General features: G+C 69.9%; 15 protein-coding genes. 6 read left to right on the top strand and 9 right to left on the bottom strand.

What is annotated here, in order from left to right; all coding sequences use genetic code 11:
- Positions 1-32 precede the first annotated feature (32 nt).
- A complete protein-coding gene (locus ACFYY1_RS39390) occupies positions 33-986 on the top strand; it encodes a bifunctional riboflavin kinase/FAD synthetase (RefSeq protein ID WP_388594529.1) in 954 nt (317 codons plus the stop codon).
- 92 nt (positions 987-1,078) lie between these two features.
- Here the strand turns inward: ACFYY1_RS39390 and ACFYY1_RS39385 are convergent, their stop codons facing one another.
- The 9 genes from ACFYY1_RS39385 to eccE all read right to left on the bottom strand — a co-directional run bounded on the left by ACFYY1_RS39385 (position 1,079) and on the right by eccE (position 12,771).
- A complete protein-coding gene (locus tag ACFYY1_RS39385) occupies positions 1,079-2,074 on the bottom strand; it encodes an ABC transporter ATP-binding protein (protein ID WP_388594527.1) in 996 nt (331 codons plus the stop codon).
- Positions 2,071-3,099, bottom strand: coding sequence for an ABC transporter ATP-binding protein (locus ACFYY1_RS39380; RefSeq protein ID WP_388594524.1), 1,029 nt, complete (start codon positions 3,097-3,099; stop codon positions 2,071-2,073). Before ACFYY1_RS39380 ends, ACFYY1_RS39385 begins: the two co-directional genes overlap by 4 nt.
- On the bottom strand, positions 3,096-4,037 hold the full coding sequence (locus tag ACFYY1_RS39375) for an ABC transporter permease (protein WP_388594522.1): 942 nt from the start codon (positions 4,035-4,037) through the stop codon (positions 3,096-3,098). Before ACFYY1_RS39375 ends, ACFYY1_RS39380 begins: the two co-directional genes overlap by 4 nt.
- Positions 4,034-5,116, bottom strand: coding sequence for an ABC transporter permease (locus tag ACFYY1_RS39370; RefSeq protein WP_388594521.1), 1,083 nt, complete (start codon positions 5,114-5,116; stop codon positions 4,034-4,036). Before ACFYY1_RS39370 ends, ACFYY1_RS39375 begins: the two co-directional genes overlap by 4 nt.
- A gap of 97 nt (positions 5,117-5,213) precedes the next feature.
- On the bottom strand, positions 5,214-7,097 hold the full coding sequence (locus ACFYY1_RS39365; RefSeq protein WP_388594519.1) for an ABC transporter substrate-binding protein: 1,884 nt from the start codon (positions 7,095-7,097) through the stop codon (positions 5,214-5,216).
- Positions 7,098-7,294: 197 nt separating this feature from the next.
- Positions 7,295-10,018: an SCO5717 family growth-regulating ATPase gene (locus ACFYY1_RS39360; RefSeq protein ID WP_388594516.1), complete on the bottom strand. Its 2,724-nt coding sequence runs from the start codon at positions 10,016-10,018 to the stop codon at positions 7,295-7,297.
- Between the two features lie 326 nt (positions 10,019-10,344).
- Positions 10,345-10,578, bottom strand: a complete 234-nt coding sequence (locus ACFYY1_RS39355; RefSeq protein WP_388594514.1) for a DUF397 domain-containing protein — start codon at positions 10,576-10,578, stop codon at positions 10,345-10,347.
- 145 nt (positions 10,579-10,723) lie between these two features.
- Positions 10,724-11,434, bottom strand: a complete 711-nt coding sequence (locus tag ACFYY1_RS39350; protein ID WP_388594511.1) for a hypothetical protein — start codon at positions 11,432-11,434, stop codon at positions 10,724-10,726.
- Positions 11,431-12,771 (bottom strand): type VII secretion protein EccE, encoded by a 1,341-nt coding sequence (eccE, locus tag ACFYY1_RS39345; RefSeq protein ID WP_388594509.1) that lies wholly within the window; start codon positions 12,769-12,771, stop codon positions 11,431-11,433. The genes ACFYY1_RS39350 and eccE overlap by 4 nt, the downstream gene beginning before the upstream one ends.
- A gap of 183 nt (positions 12,772-12,954) precedes the next feature.
- Between eccE and eccB the strand changes: the two genes are divergently transcribed.
- From eccB to ACFYY1_RS39320, 5 genes are all read left to right on the top strand, one after another.
- A complete protein-coding gene (gene eccB, locus ACFYY1_RS39340; RefSeq protein ID WP_388594507.1) occupies positions 12,955-14,487 on the top strand; it encodes a type VII secretion protein EccB in 1,533 nt (510 codons plus the stop codon).
- A 13-nt stretch (positions 14,488-14,500) separates the two neighbouring features.
- The gene (mycP, locus tag ACFYY1_RS39335) at positions 14,501-15,769 is read left to right on the top strand and encodes a type VII secretion-associated serine protease mycosin (protein WP_388594505.1); all 1,269 of its coding nucleotides are present in this window, start codon (positions 14,501-14,503) and stop codon (positions 15,767-15,769) included.
- 125 nt (positions 15,770-15,894) lie between these two features.
- Complete coding sequence (locus tag ACFYY1_RS39330) at positions 15,895-16,338, top strand: hypothetical protein (protein ID WP_388594559.1); 444 nt, start codon at positions 15,895-15,897, stop codon at positions 16,336-16,338.
- Positions 16,338-18,035 (top strand): hypothetical protein, encoded by a 1,698-nt coding sequence (locus tag ACFYY1_RS39325; protein WP_388594502.1) that lies wholly within the window; start codon positions 16,338-16,340, stop codon positions 18,033-18,035. The genes ACFYY1_RS39330 and ACFYY1_RS39325 overlap by 1 nt, the downstream gene beginning before the upstream one ends.
- A 25-nt stretch (positions 18,036-18,060) precedes the next feature.
- On the top strand, positions 18,061-19,320 hold the full coding sequence (locus tag ACFYY1_RS39320) for a S8 family serine peptidase (protein WP_388594500.1): 1,260 nt from the start codon (positions 18,061-18,063) through the stop codon (positions 19,318-19,320).
- Positions 19,321-19,375 lie beyond the last annotated feature (55 nt).

Genomic DNA, 19,375 nt, shown 5'->3' with positions numbered 1-19,375 from the left:
ACGTACACAGGTTCGGGCGAGGAGCGGTCAGAGTGCAGCGCTGGCGTGGCTTGGAGGACATCCCCCAGGACTGGGGACGCAGCGTCGTCACCATCGGCTCCTATGACGGGGTGCACCGCGGACACCAGCTGATCATCGGCCGGGCCGTGGAGCGCGCCCGCGAGCTGGGCGTGCCGTCGGTCGTGGTGACCTTCGACCCGCACCCCAGCGAGGTCGTACGGCCCGGCAGCCACCCGCCGCTGCTCGCCCCGCACCACCGGCGCGCCGAGCTGATGGCGGAGCTGGGGGTGGACGCGGTGCTGATCCTGCCGTTCACCGCCGAGTTCTCGAAGCTGGCACCGGCCGACTTCATCGTGAAGGTGCTCGTCGACAAGCTGCACGCGCAGCTGGTCATCGAGGGGCCGAACTTCCGCTTCGGCCACCGGGCGGCCGGCAACGTACAGCTGCTCACCGAGTTCGGCGAGACCTACGACTACCGCGTCGAGGTCATCGACCTGCGGGTGCGCGGCGAGGCGGGCGGTGGCGAGCCGTTCTCCTCCACCCTCACCCGGCGGCTGGTGGCCGAGGGAGACGTCGGCGGCGCCGCCGAGATCCTGGGCCGTCCGCACCGCGTCGAGGGCATCGTGGTCCGTGGCGCGCAGCGCGGCCGTGAGCTCGGCTTCCCCACGGCCAACGTGGAGACCCTGCCGCACACCGCGATCCCCGCCGACGGCGTCTACGCGGGCTGGCTGAACGTGAACGGCGAGGCGATGCCCGCCGCGATCTCGGTCGGCACGAACCCGCAGTTCGACGCCACGGAGCGGACGGTGGAGGCGTACGCGATCGACCGCGTCGGCCTCGATCTGTACGGGCTCCATGTCTCGGTGGACTTCCTCGCGTACGTGCGCGGGATGCTGAAGTTCGACTCGATCGACGAGCTGCTCGTCGCGATGGCCGCCGATGTGAAGCGGTGCAGCGAGCTGATCGCCGCGTACGAGCGCGGCTGAACCTCTTCCCGCACGGGAGGACGCGGGGCCGGGACCGTCGGGAAGACGATGGTCCCGGCCCCGCGCCGTGGCCCTGATCCGGACGAAGGACCCTACGCCCGTGCCTTCGCGGCGGCGGCTGCCCAGTGGCACGCCACCTGGGTCTCCTCGCCACCCGCGAGCACCGGCAGGTCCTTCGTGCGGCAGGCGTCCGCGACGCCCGCCCGTTCCGCCTCGCCCGAGGCCAGCACCTGGCAGCGGGCGTGGAACCGGCAGCCGGACGGCACCCTGGACGGGTCCGGCGCCTCACCGGTCAGGATCACCGGCTCCGCCCCGGACTCCGGCAGCACCGACAACAGCGCCTGGGTGTAAGGGTGCTGAGGAGCCGTCAGGATCTCTTCCACCTTGCCCGTCTCCACAATCCGCCCCAGATACATCACCGCGACCCGGTCCGCGATGTTCCACGCCAGCCCGAGGTCGTGCGTGACCACCAGCGCGGACAGGCCCAGCTCGTCCCGCAGCCGCAGCAGCAACGCCAGGATCTCGCCGCGCACCGAGGCGTCCAGCGAGGCCACCGGCTCGTCGGCCACGATCAGCTCCGGCTCCAGCACCAGCGCGCCCGCGATCACGACCCGCTGGCGCTGACCGCCGGACAGCTCGTGCGGATACCGCAGGAAGAATCGTTCCGGCGGACGCAGCCCGGCCCGGGACAACGCCCCGGCCACCGCCTCCCGCTCGTCCCCGGCGTACCCGTGGATCCGCAGCCCCTCGGCGACGGCGTCGTACACCGTGTGCCTCGGGTTGAGCGAACCGCTGGGGTCCTGGAGCACCAGCTGGACCCGCTTGCGGTACGTCTTCAGCGCCCGGCTCGCGTAGTCGAGCGGCTTGCCGTCGAAGGTGACCTGCCCGGACGTCGGCGGGACCAGGCCCAGCAGCGAACGGGCCAGCGTCGTCTTGCCGCAGCCCGACTCGCCGACCAGCGCGACGATCTCGCCGGGCCGGATGTCCAGATCGACGCTGTCCACGGCACGCGCCGGGGCGGCCCCGCGCCGGCCGGGGAAGGTGACGTGCAACCCCTGGGCGCTGAGCAGGGGAGGGGTGGGTGTCATGGTGTGCTCCTTGCTTCCTCGGCGCCCGGCAGGGCCTGGGCCGCGGCCGTCGCCGGCTCCACCAGCACGCAGGCGGCCCGCCGCCCCGGCCCCGCGTCCCGCAGCTCCTGGTCCTCGGTCGTGCAGGACTCCAGGGCCGCCGGGCAGCGCGGATGGAAGGTGCAGCCACCAGGCAGCGCCGAGGGGTCCGGCGGATCGCCGGGCAGCCCGCGGGGCGCGAACCGGGAGGCCGGGTCGCCGATGCGCGGGAACGCGCCGGACAGGGCCTTGCCGTACGGGTGATGCGCGTTCTCGTAGACCTCGGACGCCGGGCCCTCCTCGACGACCCGGCCCGCGTACATCACCGCGAGCCGGTCGCAGGTGTCCGAGAGCACCGCGAGGTCATGGCTGATCATGATCAGTCCGAGGTCCTGCTCGGACACCAGTTGCTCGATCAGCCGCAGGATCTGGGCCTGGATCATCACGTCGAGGGCCGTGGTCGGCTCGTCCGCGATGATCAGCCCCGGGTCGCAGGCCAGCGCCATCGCGATCATCACGCGCTGGCGCTGACCGCCGGAGAGCTCGTGCGGATAGGCGGAGGCACGGGCGGCGGGCAGCCCCACCTGCTCCAGCAGCTCGCCCGCCCGCTTCGCCGCCGCGGCCTGCGTCGCCTTCTTGTGCAGCAGGATCGGTTCTGCGATCTGGTCCCCGATGCGGTGCACCGCGTTGAGCGAGTGCATCGCGCCCTGGAAGACGATCGACGCCCCCGCCCAGCGCACCGCCCGGACCTGGCCCCACTTCATGGCGAGGACGTCCTCGCCGTTCAGCAGGATCCGGCCGGACACCTTCGTGCCGGCGGGCAGCAGCCGCAGCAGCGCGAGCGCCAGCGTCGACTTCCCGCAGCCCGACTCACCGGCGATGCCGAGCTTCTGCCCGGCGTCGACGCGGAGGTTCACACCACGGACGGCCTGCGCCCCGCCGGCGTACGTCACCGTGAGGTCCCGTACGTCGAGAAGTGGTGCCTTCTGGATGCTCGTCGTGCTCAACGGGCCACCCCCAGCTTGGGATTGAGGACGGACTCGATGGCGCGGCCGCACAGCGTGAACGCCAGGGCCACCAGGGCGATGGCGATGCCGGGCGGTGCCAGGTACCACCAGTCGCCCGCGCTGACCGCGCCCGCCTCACGGGCGTCCTGGAGCATGCCGCCCCAGGAGGTGGTGGTCGGGTCGCTGAGACCGAGGAAGGCCAGGGTGGCCTCGGTGAGGATCGCGCTGGAGATCACCAGCGTGGTCTGGGCCAGCACCAGCGGCATCACGTTCGGCAGCACGTGCCGGACCATGATGTGCCCGTGGCCGCCGCCCAGCGCGCGGGCGCGCTCGATGTACGGGCGGGACTCCACCGCGAGCGTCTGGGCCCGGACCAGCCGGGCCGTGGTCGGCCAGGTCGTGACCCCGATCGCGATGATGACCGTCCACATCGAGCGGTCCATCACCGTGGCGAGCGCGATCGCGAGGACCAGGGTCGGCATCACCAGGAACCAGTCGGTGATCCGCATCAGGACCGTCGCGTACCAGCCGTGGAAGTGGCCCGCGACGATGCCCACGACCGTACCGATGGCGACGCACAGGAACGCCGCGAGCAGGCCGACCGTCAGCGAGACCCTGGTGCCCCACACCAGTAGCGCCAGCACGCTGCGCCCGAACTGGTCGGTGCCGAGCGGGAATTCACCGCTCGGCGACTCCAGGGCACCACCGGGGGCGTCGGTGACGCTCTGCGAGTCGGCACCGACGAGCTGCGGCGCGAACACGGCGACGAGCGCGATCAGGACGAGCGCGCCCAGACCCCACAGTCCGCTGCGGTGGCCGCGGTACTCCCGCCAGAAGCGGGCGGCGGACCGGCGCTTGCGCGCGCGGGCCAGGGCGCGCGGATTCTGCGCGGGCTCCGCCTTCGTGGGCGTGGGCGTGGGCATGGATTCGGTCGTCATCGGCCCACCCGGGGATCGAGCAGCGGATAGAGCACATCGGCAAGGGTGTTCGCCAGGATCACCGCGGTGGCGAAGACGAAGAACAGCCCTTGCACCAGCGGGAGATCGGGCACGCTGAGCGCCTGGTAGAAGAGGCCGCCGAGGCCCGGCCAGGAGAACACCGTCTCGACCAGGATCTGTCCGGCGACCACATGCCCGAGGTTCACGAACATCAGGGTGAAGGTCGGCAGCATCGCGTTCGGCACGGCGTGCTTGCGGCGCACGACGTCGTCCCGCAGCCCCTTCGCGCGGGCCGTCGTCAGATAGTCGCTGCCCATCTCGTCGAGCAGCGAGGAGCGCATCACCAGGAGCGTCTGCGCGTATCCGACGGCGACCAGTGTGACCACCGGCAGGACCAGGTGGTGCGCCACGTCCAGGACGTAGGCGAAGCCGGTCTCGTTGCCCGACTCCAGGCCACCGGTCGGGAACATCCCCGGGATCGGGCCGATGCCCACCGAGAAGACGATGATCAGGAGCAGGCCCAGCCAGAACGACGGCACCGAGTAGAGCGTCAGCGCGAACGCGGTGTTGAACCGGTCGCTCCTGGAGCCGTTGCGCCAGGCGGTGCGGGTGCCGAGCCAGATCCCGACCGCGGTGTACAGGACGTACGACGTGCCGGTCAGTAGCAGCGTCGCCGGGAGCGCCTCGGTGATCTTGTCGATGACCGGCGCGTGGAACTGGAACGAGGTGCCGAAGTCGCCCGTGAGGGCGTCGCCGACGTAGCTCGTGAACTGCTGCCACATCGGCTGGTCGAGGCCGAACTGGCGCCGCAGCGACTGGAGTTGCTCCGCGGACACGGGTCGGCCGCCCGTCATCTGCTTCACCGGGTCGCTGGGAATGAGCCGGAAGAGGAAGAAGCTGGTGACCAGGACCGCGAACAGCGAGACCGCTGCTCCCGCGATCTTGGCCGCCACGTATTGGAGATAGGCCTTGGTGTTGCGCGCCCGTGGACCGCGGGCGGCCGACGGGCCGGCCGGAGCCGGGCCGTCGGTGTCCGCGTCCGCGATCTGCACGAGCGCCGGAGTGCTGTCAGCTGTCATGGGGAACTCTCGTTACTCGTGCTGCACGTGGAAGGGCCGGCCGGCGAGGTGAATGTTCCCCGGCCGACCCCTCCCGACCCTCGACCCGTCCGGGTGATTACTCGCGGTCGTCAGCCGTGTTGCGGCGGCGCCTCGCGATGAACAGCCCGCCACCGGCGAGCACCACGACCACCACGATGATGCCGATGACGACGCCGGTGGAGCTCGACCCGCCGGAGCTGTCCGAACCGCCGCCGGAAGCGGGAGCCGCCGACCACCAGCTCCAGTAACCGTCCTGGCCGTAGATGTTGCCGGCCGCCTCGGGCATGGTCGTGATCGACTTGATCTGGTCGGTGCGGTACGCCTCGACCGCGTTCGGGTACGCGATGACGCTCATGTACCCGGAGTCGTACAGCCACGACTGCATCTCGTTGACGATGCCGGCCCGCTTGGCCGGGTCGTACTCGGCGAGCTGCTTCTTGTAGAGCTCGTCGTACTTCTTGTCGCAGATGAAGTTGTCGGTGGCGGCGCTGTCCTTCGCCTTGACCGGCAGCGCGGCGCAGGTGTGGATGCCGAGGACGAAGTCGGGGTCCGGGTTCACGGACCAGCCGTCGAAGGCGAGGTCGTACTCACCGGCGTACCAGGGCACCGAGGCGTCGTCGAAGCACTCGACCTTCAGGCCGATGCCGAGCTTGCCCCACCACTCCTTGAGGTACTTGCCGATCGCCTTGTCGTTCGGGTCCGTGGCGTGGCACAGGATGCGCAGGTCGAGCGGCTTGCCGTCCTTGCCGACCCGCTGGTCGCCCTTGAGCTTGTAACCCGCCTCGTCGAGCAGCTCGGCCGCCTTGGCCGGGTCGTACGCCAGGCTCTGCTCGGCGGTCGGCTGCCAGTGGTACGCGGAGAAGCGCGGCGGGATGTAGCCCTGGCCCTCGACGGCGTGGCCCTGGAAGACCTTGTCGATGATGGTCTTGCGGTCGATGGACAGGAAGAGGGCCTGGCGCACCTTCTGGTCGAGAAGGGCCTTGTTGCCGTTGCCGAACTTCTTGCCGTCCTTGGTCTGCGCGCCCGGGTTGGTGGCCAGTGCGAAGAAGCGGCGGCCCGGACCCTCGTTGACCTTGACGTTCTTCTCGCCCTTGAGGGACGCGGCCTGAGCGGGCGTCAGCGCGGGGGAGCCGGCGACGAAGGAGACCTCGCCCTTGCGCAGCGCGGCGACCGCGGCGTCCTGGTCCTTGTACGTCTTGAAGACCAGCTCGTCGAACTTCGGCTTGCCGCGCCAGAAGTCCTTGTTGGCCTTGAGCTTCACGTACTGGTCGACCTTGTAGTCGGTCAGGACGAACGGCCCGTTGCCGACGATCGGGAACGCCTTGTCGTTGTTGAACTTGGCGAAGTCACCGACCTTCTCCCAGACGTGCTTCGGCACGATCGGCACATCGAGTGCCGCCATGGTGGCCTGCGGCTCCTTGAGCTCGATGACCAGCTGCGTGGGGCTGGGAGCCGTCACCTTCTTGAAGTTCGCGACGAAGTTGCCGTTGGCCTGCGCGGCGGCCTCGTCGGTCATGATCTTGTTGAACGTCCAGGCCGCGTCCTCGGCGGTGGCCTGCTGCCCGTCCGACCACTTGGAGTCGGACCGGATGGTGTACGTCCAGGTCAGCTTGTCCGCGGACGGCTCCCACTTGGTGGCGAGGCCCGGGATCGCGTGGTTGTCCTTGGGGTCGTAGTTGGTGAGGAAGTCGTACATGAGCCGGGAGATGCTGGTGCTCATGAGCCGCTGAGCGAGGAAGGGACTCAGCGAGTCGACGCTCTGTGCGACGGCGACGGTCAGTGTCGACTTCCCGGTCGACTTTCCGCTGTCGGCGGCCTGCGCCTGCTGCGGCGCGGCACCGAGCGGCACACCCGGGACGATGGAACCGGCGGCCAGCGCCAGGGCGGCGGCACCGGAGGCCAGGAGAACACGCAGACGTGAGCGTGGCTGGGCGGAGCGTGGTGGAACTCTTTCGACCATGGTCAGGGACCTCGCGTCATGACTCGCACGGAGAAGGCGGGTTGATCTGTGGTTCGCCAGCTGGTGAAGCGAAGGTTTATCAGCGGGGGTCGAGCTGCGTCAACGGTCATCGAAACCGCGTGTGGTCTGCGGGAATGCAAGGAGGGCCCGCACTGTGGAGACGGTGCGGGCCCTCATTGGTTTAGACCTCTGATGCCTTACTGTTGAGGCGCTGGCGGCGGCTGCTGCGGCCATCCGGCGGGCGGTACCGGACCCTGCAGTTCCGGCGGAACCGGCTGGCCGGGCTGCCCCTGCTGCCAGCCGTTCTGCTGCGGTCCGGCGGGGCCGGGCTGCGGCGGGTACGGCTGCGGAGGCTGCTGACCGCCGTACGGCTGCTGTTGCTGCTGGGGGTACGCCTGCTGTTGCTGCTGCGGGTACGCCTGCGGTTGCTGTGGCTGCTGCGGGGCGTACTGCTGCTGGCCGGGCATCGGCGGGGCGTACTGCGGCGGCGGGGTGGAGCCGTTCGCGGTCCAGAGCCCCTGCTGCTGCTGGGCACGGGCGAAGTCCTCGGCGACCATCGCGGAGAGATTGAAGTACGCCTCGCGGGTCTTGGGCCGCATCATGTCGAGGTCGACCTCGGCGCCGGCCGACAGGTGCTCGTCGAACGGTACGACGACCACGCCGCGGCAGCGCGTCTCGAAGTGCTGCACGATGTCATCGACCTTGATCATCTTGCCGGTCTCGCGGACCCCGGAGATGACGGTGATGGAGCGCTGCACGAGCTCCGCGTACCCGTGCGCGGAGAGCCAGTCCAGCGTGGTGGACGCGCTGGACGCGCCGTCGACCGACGGCGTCGAGATGATGATCAGCTGGTCGGCGAGGTCCAGCACCCCGCGCATCGCGCTGTAGAGCAGGCCGGTGCCCGAGTCGGTGAGGATGATCGGGTACTGCTTGCCCAGCACGTCGATCGCGCGCCGGTAGTCCTCGTCGTTGAACGTCGTGGAGACCGCCGGGTCCACGTCGTTGGCGATGATCTCCAGTCCGGAGGGCGCCTGCGAGGTGAACCGGCGGATGTCCATGTACGAGTTGAGGTACGGGATCGCCTGGACCAGGTCACGGATGGTGGCACCGGTCTCGCGGCGCACCCGGCGGCCGAGCGTGCCCGCGTCCGGGTTGGCGTCGATGGCGAGGATCTTGTCCTGCCGCTCGGTGGCCAGGGTCGAGCCGAGGGCGGTGGTCGTCGTGGTCTTGCCGACGCCGCCCTTGAGGCTGATGACCGCGATCCGGTAGCAGGACAGCACGGGCGTACGGATCAGCTCCAGCTTGCGCTGCCGCTCGGCCTCCTCCTTCTTGCCGCCCAGCTTGAAGCGGGAGGCGCCGGACGGAGTGCGGCTGCTCTTCGCCTTCTGCTTGCCCCGGACCAGCCGGTCGGAGGAGAGCTCCACGGCGGCCGTGTAGCCGAGCGGGGCGCCGGGCACGGAACGCTCGCGCTGGTCATGGGTGACCGGGGTCGGCCAGGCGGCCCCGGTGCGGGGGTCGACGGCCTGTCCCTGCTGGGGGTGCTGACCCTGCTGAGGCTGCTGACCCTGCTGGTGCTGGGCCTGCTGCTGAGGGGTGATCTGCGCGGGCAAGTGGGGCGTGGCCGGGGCCGGCGGCTGCGGGGCCTGGTTTCCCTGCGGGACCTGACTTCCCTGCGGGACCTGCGGCGGCAGGGGTGTGCCCGGCTGCGCGGGCCACTGAGCACCCTGCGCCGGCTGGGCTCCCTGGGGCGCCTGAGGCTGGTGCGGTGCCTGAGGCTGCTGTGACGCCTGCGGGAATCCGTAGCCGCCGCCCTGGGGCGGGGTCTGCTGAGCCGGGGGAGCGGGCTGCTGCGGGAATCCGTAACCGCCCTGGGGCGGCTGGGGTGCCTGCGGCGGCTGGGCCGCCCCGGTCTGCGGGAATCCGTAGCCGCCGGGTGCCTGGCCGGTCGGGCCCGGAGCGGGCCACTGCTGGGCCGGCTGGGGTGCGGCGGGCTGCGACGCGGCGGGCTGGAAGGCGGGCGGCAGCGGCGGCAGGGCGCCCTGCGGCGGCGCCGGGGTCCAGGGGCTCGGCGCGACGGGGGCGACGACACCCTGCGGCGCGTCGGCGGGCGGTACGTCCTGGGGGGCCGCGTCCGCGACGGCGGCGTCGGTGAGGGCAGGGGCGGCAGCGGAGTCCTGCGGCCCGTCCGCCGGGGCATCGGCCGAGTCCGCGCCGAGGTCCGGAGCGGCAGCATCGTCGGGCTCCTCGGCGGACGCGTCCGAAGACTGCGCGAAGGCGGAGGCAGAGCCGGAACCGGGCGCTTCACCCGTACCCGTACCGCCGTCACCGGCACCGGCACCGTCACCGGCACCGGTCTCCGCGGGGCCCGAGCCGGCGTCCGAGTCCGGCCCCGAGCCGCTCCCGGTGTCGTCCCCGTCCCCGGCCTCGTCCGCCGAGCGCCCCTCGATCTCCGCGATCTGCCGCTTCAGCGCGGCCGGCGAGAACCGCATCGTCGAGCCGCTCTCCACGTCCCCGCCCCCGAACGGGTCCGACACGACGCCGGAATCCCCCGTCCCGCCCGTGGGAACAGGCGCGGCGTCACCCGCCGATGACTGGACGGGAACCGGCGCCGGCATGGGTGCGGCCGGCGCGGGCGCGGGCGGTGCGGGAATGGGTGCGGGCGGCGCCGGCGTCCAGTCGGAGTCGAAACCGCCCCCGGGAGACGGCGGGGGCACGGACAGCGGCGTTCCGCTCGGCGGCGGAGGCGGCGCCAGATGCGTACCGGCGCCCCCCGACGAGTCCCCCGGCGCGTTCTGCGTGTACCAGGCGGGAGGGGTGTAGTCGATGGTGAACTCACCCGTCATCTCTGCGGGCTCCGCGTCGGACGACTCGTCGACGGGCTTGTTCCAGCCCCCGCGGATCTCGTCCCGATCGCCGTTCACTTTGCCTCCTGGTGTGGTCGAGCACCCTTGTGCCGTGGTGGGTGGGGGCGACCGTTTCCGTCTGTCCGACCGCCCGGCTCTCCCCCTGGGACACGCATTGCCTGCCCGCAGGTTCCTCTGCCGCGCCCGGACCCACCCTAATCGTCACGGGGCCCGCTCCGGCAGGGCGTACGGCACCGCAAGAACTGTCCCGTGCATCACGTACTCGCCCCGGGAGACCGAACGCGGCGGAACACACGGACCGAAGCCGTTGATTCGCGACATATCCGGAGGAGGTGAAGGGTGGTCGCCGTCACCGGGCAGCCACCCCTTCACCCGGCCCGTGCCTACGTGAGGTCGAACTCACCGTCCCGTGCGCCCAGTACGAAGGCACGCCACTCGGCCTCCGTGTACCGCAGCACGGTCTCCGGGTCCAACGACGAGCGCATGGCGACCGCACCGCCCGGCAGATGCGCGATCTCGACCCGTTCCTCGACGTCCTCGGTCCCCGGTGCGCTCAGCCACTTCACATCCGAGATGTCGAGAGCGTAGAGCTCTTCCTTTTCCTGCTGGGTGCCCATGCCGGCGTCCCTTCGATCGAGCGGTGTCGTTCCCCCGCCATCCTTCCGGAAGCGGCAGGTCCAGGGTCGCGAACGGAAGAGTTCAGCCCATCCGGTCAGTCCCCGTCCGGCCAGTTCCCGGCCAGTTCCCGGTCAGCCCGTCCGGTCAGTCCATCCGGCGAGCGGTGCCGAGCAGCCCGGTCTCTATGTCCGTCGGAGTCGTCATCACCCAATGGCGTTCGCCGCCCGCCACCCAGAGCGTGACACCGTCCGCCAGGGTGGGCAGTGCCTCGCTCTCGGCGCGGGCGAGCCCCAGGATCCGGCCGATCTGGTCCGCCTCCGCGGGCGAGACCCGCTGGACACCCACGAGCGTCGACGACCGCATCAACCGGGGCGCCACCGGGCTCAGATAGGGCAGCAGCGTCAGCACCGACTGCCAGGGCGAGGACACCACCCGGCCACGGGGCGGGCGCATCCCGCAGTCCCGCACCACCACCACCGGGCTGCCCACGGTCGCTCCGGTCGGCGGAACCCGGCCCACGTCATGCAGGGAGACGCATTCGAGACCGGCACCCGCGGCCTGCGCCAGGGTCGTCCACGCCTGGGTGCGCCCGGTCTCGACGGCCACCCGCGCCCCGGTGGCCGCCGCACGCAGCGCCAGCACCTGCGCCGTCCATAGGCCGCCGATCAGCAGGACGTCATACGGTGCCGGGCGGTGGAACCCGATCAGCTGCGGGTGCCCCTCGGCATCGGTGCCGATGATCACGCCGTCGTCCCCGACCGGCAATGGCAGCGCGCCCAGGTGCTCCGCGGCCAGCGTGTGCCCCGCGTGGCGCGGACCGCGCAGTCCCCGCCTCGGCTCGGTGCGATTCGTCACTGTGCGCCTCCCAGCGGGAGCGTCGCCAGCACACCCGGCAACTGCTCGCGGTCCAGCCGCACCAGACCGACCTTGGCGTGCCGTGCGGCTTGCTCCAATGTCCTTCGTACTCCGACCAGTTCCGTATCGGACCCGCCCGTGATCCGCACATGGCCGGACACCGAGACCTCGCCCTGGCGCGCACCGCTTCGCACCGTCAGGCTGAAGGTCGTCGCATACGCGGGGACCGAGGTCAGCAGCGAGACGAGGCGGGGAAGCGGGGTCGCCCCCCGGCCCAGCTCGGGCCAGCGGTCCACCGCGTAGGCGGTGTGCCAACGGTCGTCGCACCGCCAGACCCTCGTCGTCTCCGTCGTCCGCCGCTGCGCCGCGGCATCCGGGCGTCCGGCGCGGGCCGAGAGAATGGGATTTGCACAAGCGGACGTGGCCACGGCGGAGTTCAGCTCCTCCTGGTCCAGCACCACGGCCCGGAATCCCGCCCCGGTGATCCGGCTCGCCACATGGTCCGCGACCCGGACCAGACAACGCTGAGCCCCGCCGATACCGCCCCCGCGCGCCTCAACCGCCTCCCGGCACAGTTCCGGATCCAGCTTCACGGCCACCCAGGTCATCCGCAGCGCGGGCGCCCCGATCTGCTCCTGGAGCGGGGCGTAGGAGAGCCGCGCCGCCGACTGCTGCGGCAGGTGCTGGGCCGGAGCGGGGCGTACCTGCTGCACGAGCTGCGCGGACTCCAGCACGATGTCGTCCACCGAGAGGGCGTCGCCCAGCAGGGACAGCGGGAGCGCCCGCGCACCGCGCGCCTGGCGCAGCGATTCACCGCTGGCCTCGACCCGTACGACAGCCGTCAGGAACGTACCGTCGCCGACCATGCCCACTGTGCGGCGGTCCCGGTCGACGTAGATGTACGGGGCGAAGCCCGGCACGCTCTCCGCCACCGGCGCCAGCTGCGGCTCCGCATCCGCGTCGGACGCCACGGCCGCTCGCCGGCGGTCGCGGAGCGCGAGCGCCGTCGACAGCCAGTCCTGTACGGCCCGGCCCCGGCGACGTACCACCGCGAGCAGTACCAGCAGGCAGGCGACCGAGACCCCGGGCACCAGCCAGGGGCCGCCGAGCGCGAAGCCCACCGCGGCGAACGCCAGGGCCGCCTCGAAGAGCACCAACTGCCGCAGCACGGTGGCCGGGCGGCCGGTCCGCGAGATCGAGCGCAGGGTCGTCGCCGCGGGTGCGCTCGCCGACGGGGCGGGTGGTGCGACGGTGGGCTCATTGCCTCGTTGCCGTCGGGAACTTCCGGACGCTCGATGCGTCGATCGCCCCGTGCGTTCACGCGTCGCTGCACCCATCGCCGCGTTGCCCCCTATGTGTCCGTATGTACAGTTTTTTCACGGGTGTTGACCGGGCGATCACCCTACCTGAGCAGTAACGGCCGAGTACCAACAGGCGTGCCTGTGAACCCAGTCGGCGACAGAGGCCCACGGTGCGTATGGGAACCTGGTCACTCACTGGGGAAAAGGGGCAGCGGACAGATGGCATCACGGCGGGACGAACTCAACGCCTACACCTTCGCGAAGCGGAGGTTGATCGCACAGTTCCTGCAACCCAACCCGAGCGGTTCGGAGGAGGGCGCGCCGCGCCCCCTGCGCGCGGTGGTGCCCGGCACGATCGTCGGCGTCGTCGTCATCGCGGCGTTCGGAGCCTGGGGGATGTTCAAACCCGTGGCACCCCAGAAGTGGGACACCCCGTACGAGAACGTCATCATCGCCAGCAAATCCACCACGCGGTACGTGGTGTTGAAGACCGACGGCAAGACGCAGCTCCATCCGGTGCTGAACATGGCCTCAGCCAAGCTCCTGCTCGACCCGGACAAGGGCACGGTCATCAACGTCGACGAATCGGTCCTCGACGACGGCAAGATCCCGCACGGCGCCACGCTCGGCATCCCGTACGCCCCCGACCGGCTGCCGGACAAGGACGAAGCCGGCTCGAAGAAGCGATGGGCCGTCTGCGAGCGGCCCGGCGAGGGCGGCAGGGCCATCCAGAAGGCGGCGTTCGTCCTCGCGGAGCGCGACCAGAAGAAGACCGAGGGCGCGGACCGGCTGCACGGCGGTGAGCTGATGTACGTCGAGGGACCGGGACCGGACAGGACCCGCTACATCGTGGACGCCACGGGCAAGGCGTACAAGGTGAAGAAGGACGAACTGCTGTTGCGCGCCCTGCTCGATGACCGCCGCACTCCCCAGCGGGTCTCCGCCGCGTGGCTGGCCACTCTGCACACCGGGGACGCGGTCGACTTCCCGACCCTCCCCGATGCCCCCGGCACCGCCGCAGGTATCAAGGGGGAGCTGCCGGCCGAGATGAACCAGGTGGGCATGGTCCTCTCGGCGACGTCCGGCACCAGGACCCAGCAGTACGTGGTTCTGCGCGGCCGGGTCGCCCCTGTATCGGACTTCGTCGCGAAGCTCCTGCTCAACAGCCGGGACCTGGTCAGGCTCGGCCAGGACGGCCACGCGCGGCCGGTCAGCGCGGCGGCGTTCGTGCCCGGCGAGGCGTTCGGGCAGAACATGGACTGGCCCAAGAGCGAGCCGAAGCCCGTCAACTCCGCGAGCGCCGCGGCCGGCAGCCGCAACACCGTGTGCAATGTCCTGCGCGGCGTGGACACGAAGAACGGTGCCACCACACTCAGCACCTGGGCGGGCACCGGCTTCCCGGCAACGCTTCCCACTGGTTCCAGCAGCGCCTACGTCACCCCCGGATCAGGCCAGCTCTTCCGGCAGTTCAAGGGGTCGAGCGCCGACTCCGGCCCCCTCTTCCTGGTCACCGACACCGGTCTGCGCTACGCCATGCAGTCCAACGGCGACGGCGAGCAGGGCGACTCCGGCATCGGTGAATCGGGAACGAAGGAGGAGCGGGCGCAGCGGCAGCAGGAGGCGCAACAGGCGCAGAACCGGCTCGGATACAAGGACGTCGTGCCCGCTCCCGTCCCGGCCGCCTGGTCCTCGTTCCTGCCCACGGGACCACGCCTGTCGACCGGCGCGGCCCGCCAGCCGCAGGGCTCCTGAGGGGCGTGTCCACATGACGACGCACTCCTCTCCGTACCGGCGTCCGCTGACCCTCGCGGCCGCCACCGCCGTCTTCTTCGTCACGCTGCCGGTACTGCCCGCGGCGGCGGAGGACTCCACCCAGTGCACCTTCCCCTCGAAGAAGTACGCGGGCCGCCCCTGGTCGTTGCAGCGCGTCCTGATGGACGAACTGTGGAAGCAGTCCACCGGCAAGGGCGTTCGCGTGGCCGTCATCGACACGGGCGTGGACATCAAGAACCCCCAGCTCAAGGGGGCCGTGGACACCAGGATCGGCCGCAATTTCCTGGACAAGAACATCAAGGACGAGAACGGCAACAAGATCGAGCGCGGCAAGGAGAACGGCACCACCGACACCGTCGGTCACGGCACCAAGGTCGCCGGGATCATCGCCGCGCGCGAGGTGAAGGGCACCGGCTTCACCGGCCTGGCCCCGGACGCCACGATCATCCCGCTCCAGCAGAACGACGCCGAGGGCCACGGAACAGCCGAAACGCTGGCCGGCGCCATCCGCTACGCAGCTGACGTCGCCCACGCGGACGTGATCAACATCTCCCAGGACACGGCCAACGCCGTGGAGCCCGCGAGCGCCCTGAAACAGGCGGTGGACGCCGCCCTGGCCAAGGAGATCGTGATCGTCGCCTCCGCCGGCAACGACGGGCTCGGCGGCAACGTCAAGAAGACCTACCCGGCCTCGTACCCGGGTGTCCTGGCCGTGGCCGCGTCGGACCGCAACAACGAGCGGGCGGCCTTCTCCCAGTCCGGCGACTTCGTCGGCGTGGCCGCCCCCGGCGTGGACATGGTCTCGACGGTCCCCGGCGGCGGACACTGCGCCGACAACGGCACCAGCTTCTCGGCCCCGTACGTCGCGGGGGTCGCCGCTCTCATCAAGGCCAAGCACCAGGACTGGACGCAGGAACAGATCGTCGCCCAGATCCAGCAGACGGCGGAACGCTCGGTAGCGGGCCACGACCACCTGGTGGGCTGGGGCGTCGTCGACCCGGTGCGCGCCCTGACGGAGGACGACAAGCCCATCGAGCACCCGGTGGCGCACGAAGGCGTGAGCAAGGGCGAAGCACCGACACCGGCCCAACTCCACCTGGGCGAAACGGCGGACGAACGCAACGCACGCCTGGCGACCTACGTGGTGGTGGGCGGGGCGGTGCTGGTCGCCGCGATTGCGGGCGTCGCCGTGGCCGTGCGCGATGCCCGACGGAGGTCCACGCGCAGGCCGACCGGGAATCGCTCTGCCGAAGTTACGTGATGGATAAGAAGGTTGGCCCTGTCGTAGCCAGTGACTAGGGTTTGTGGAATGAGGTCGGACAGGTTCACGCGGATGCGATAGCAACGCGCGGAAGTCCGAGCAAACGGGGAAACGGGGAGGGCAGGATCGTGGCCGGTCCAGGCGACCTCCGGCGCGGTGTTGGCGCGCTGGAGAAGTTCAGAGGGCGTGTCAACACGCTGCTCGCCGAGCTTGAGGGCTCGGCGGCCGGCAAGTCGAAGATTGCGGAGCAGACGGTGTCACGCGCCGCCCTGAGCGGCCAGAACGCGTGCTTCGCGGAGGCGGACGGGCTGTACACGCAGTACAACCGCGTCCACGAGGCACTCGTCTCGCTCTCCAGGTCGCTCGGCGACCAGATCGAGTACTTGAACCTGGGCGTGCACGCGGCGGCCGTCGGCTTCGACAACGTGGACGACGATGTGCGGCGCCGCTTCTACGAGATCCAGGCGCGCCTGGACAAGGAGCAGGAGAAGGCGCACGGGGAGAAGCCCGAGCAGCCGCGCTCCGACGGTAAGACCGGCTCTGCCTATGACGACTTGGGGGACAGCTGATGAGCGACGACAAGAAGCCGGAACTGACCCCCAAGGAACAGCAGGCGCAGGACCAGCAGCGCGTCCAGAACCAGTTGATCGCCACCGATGTCAACCGGCAGGTCCAGGAAGTCATGGACTTGTTCCCCTTCGGGGGCTCGCGCGGCACCTCGGGACGGACTTCGTTCGAGGGCTTCGATCTCAACGCGATGATCGACCTGATCGAGCACTCCAACCCGGAGCATCTCGAACACGCGGGTGAGGCACTCCTGACGGCAAGGAGAGCCATCGCCAAGGCCGCGAACGAGCTGGGCGATTTCATCAAGGACGTCGACTGGGAGGGCGAGTCCGGAACCGCCTTCCGCGACTGGGGCACGGGCCTGGTCGCCCACGCCCTGAAGCTGGGCGATTTCGCGGAGACGGCCGGAATCCAGATCACGGTCGCCGGCACAGGGCTCGCCTCGGTGCGCAAGTCCCTGCCGCCGCGCGACACCCGCCTGGACCCGAAGCCCGTCGAGAAGATCGAGGCCCCGAAGCGGGTCGAGGGCAACCCGGAGTACGCCGCGGCGCTGAAGGTCGAGAAGGACCGCCAGGAGGCCATCAACCAGGCGAACAGGCTGGCGTCGTACTACGCGGTGTCGGAGGAGACGCTGGCGGCGCAGGCGCCGCCGCGGTTCGAGAAGAAGCTTGATGTTGCGATGCCGAAACCGCATGGTTTCAGGGAAAACGATGGACGCGGAGGATCGTCCACGAGCTCTGAGACATTGGGCAGCAACACACCGAAGGGCCACTCGGAGCGCGTTGTCACGGCTGATACCGGCACCCCAGACGGCACCGGCAACAGAGCTGCAATCGAGGCACTCGGAACTGCACCCGCGCCGGACACAAGCACTTCGACGGAGATCGACAGTGTGAAGGCCCCGCCAGCCCCCGTGACCCTTCCCGATACGCCCCCCGCGCCGCCGACTTCAAATCCCACGGGCCCGAGTACAGGCCCGAATCCGCCCATGGCGAATGAGTTTGTGAACCCTGTGGCCGGTGGCTCGCGACGTTCCATGCCGCCTACCGGGCTGCCCAGAACAATTGCGCAGCCCGGAAAGAGTGGCCCCACGAGCAGCGGACCTACGATGACTGGGCGCTCCGGCCCGCCGGTTGGGCGTCCGGCTCCCATTGGCGGTGGCCCGGGCTCAGGCACGCCTGGACGCCCTGGTGGAGGCGGGAGCCAGCCACCCGCCGCTGGTCGGAATAGCGTGACCGGTGGCAGGCCGCCCATGATGGGTAATCCTGCAAACACCTCCAAGTCCCCTGGCCCGCGTACTGGGCGCGCCCGGGCCATCGTAGGGGGGACCCCACAGCGCACCGTTCCGGGAACGGACTCGTCCGGAGGGACTCGCGGAGTTCCGCGCGGAACGGCTATCGGCACCGGACAGCGCGGAGTGATCGGAGCGGGCGGAACGAACACTGCGACTCGACCCGGCGGGCGGGGGACTCCCAGCTCGAAGGGCGTCGTGGGCACGCCTCGCAATGCTGCTGGATCCGGCTCGGGTGCAAGAGGCTTCACCACTGGGGGCACAGGCCTTGTACGTGGTCCCGCAGGGCGACGGGACTCCGACAACGAGGATCAGAACGGCGATACCCCGCGCCCTGACTACCTGACGGAAGACAGAGAGACGTGGGAGGCCGGACGGCGTGGAGCTGCACCACCGGTGATCGAGTAGGTACAGGGAAGGTTCGGAAGTCAGGATGACAGCAGGAATGGGCCAGACCCGGAAGCGCCGTATGTCTGTCGGATTGCGAGGGCGTCTGCTTGGCACGATGGCTGTGGTTGCTGCTTGGAGTGCAGGATTTGCGGGGGTCACCCCCTCTGCGGCAGCCGCGGACGTGCAATCGAAGCAGTGGTACCTCAGCGCCATGCGTGCGGAGGAGATGTGGAAGGTCACCACGGGCGAAGGCATCAAGATTGCTGTCATCGACTCTGGCGTCAACCCATCCACGCCATCACTGAAGGGGCAGGTTCTGAAGGGGTTTGACGCTACCGGGGCCGACGGTGATGAATACGACGACTATCGCGGGCATGGCACAACCATGGCTGAGTTGATCGCCGGAACGGGTAGAGGCGGGGGGCTGCAAGGGCTTGCCCCGGGCGCGAAGATTATCCCGATGCGTATCACTGATACTGAATTTCAGAATGGGCGTTCGGTGAATGCCTATGACACTGGAGACGCTATCCGCGCCGCAGCGGACAGTGATGCGCAAATCATCAGCATGTCATCTAGTAGTGATTTTTCGGATCGGCGGGAGAAAGAAGCGGCTGAATACGCGCAAAGCAAGGGGAAGCTGTTCTTTGCGGCAGTTGGAAACAATGCCAAAGAAGGCAACAAGGAGCAGTTCCCGGCTGCTTACCCGCAGGTGGTCGGCGTTGCTGCAACTGACAGCAGCGGCAAGGCTTCCGCATATTCCCAGCATGGGGGCGCTGTAGATATCGCCGCCCCGGGAGATGGGATTCCGAAGTGGTGCGATGCAAAGTTTCAGGGCTACTGCGACTCTAACGGCGGGACCAGCCAAGCCACTGCCATCACGTCAGCCGCCGCCGCCCTGATCTGGTCCGCCCACCCCGACTGGACGGCCAACCAGGTTCTCAACGTCCTCTTCGATACGGCTGGACGAGGCGACTGGGAGAAGGGCACTCTCAGCAACTACCTCGGACACGGCATCATCCGTCCGGCCGTCAACATCCTCAAGGGCAAGGGAAACCCCGGCGCCCCGGACATCAGCCCCCTCACCAAGGAAAAGACGTCCGGCTCCTCGGCCTCTCCTGCCGCCTCCGCACCAGGTTCGTCACAGCCTCCGAAGAAGGAAACGGCTGACGACGCCGTCGTGGCAGGCTCCAGCAAGGAGAAGGACGACGGCAGTCCGCTCGGCCTGATCATCGGCGGAGCGGTCGCGGTCATCGTGCTCGGCGGCGGAGCCTTCGTGCTCGTCCGTAAGCGCCGGACCGCCTGACCGACCTTGCTGAACCCACGTTCTTCACCCGTACCCACCGGCGAGCAAAGCCGGG

The organism is Streptomyces sp. NPDC001890 (assembly GCF_042891445.1).
Lineage (GTDB): Bacteria > Actinomycetota > Actinomycetes > Streptomycetales > Streptomycetaceae > Streptomyces.
The sequence above is the reverse complement of the archived record's forward strand: the minus strand, read 5'-3'. Positions and strand labels throughout refer to the sequence as shown.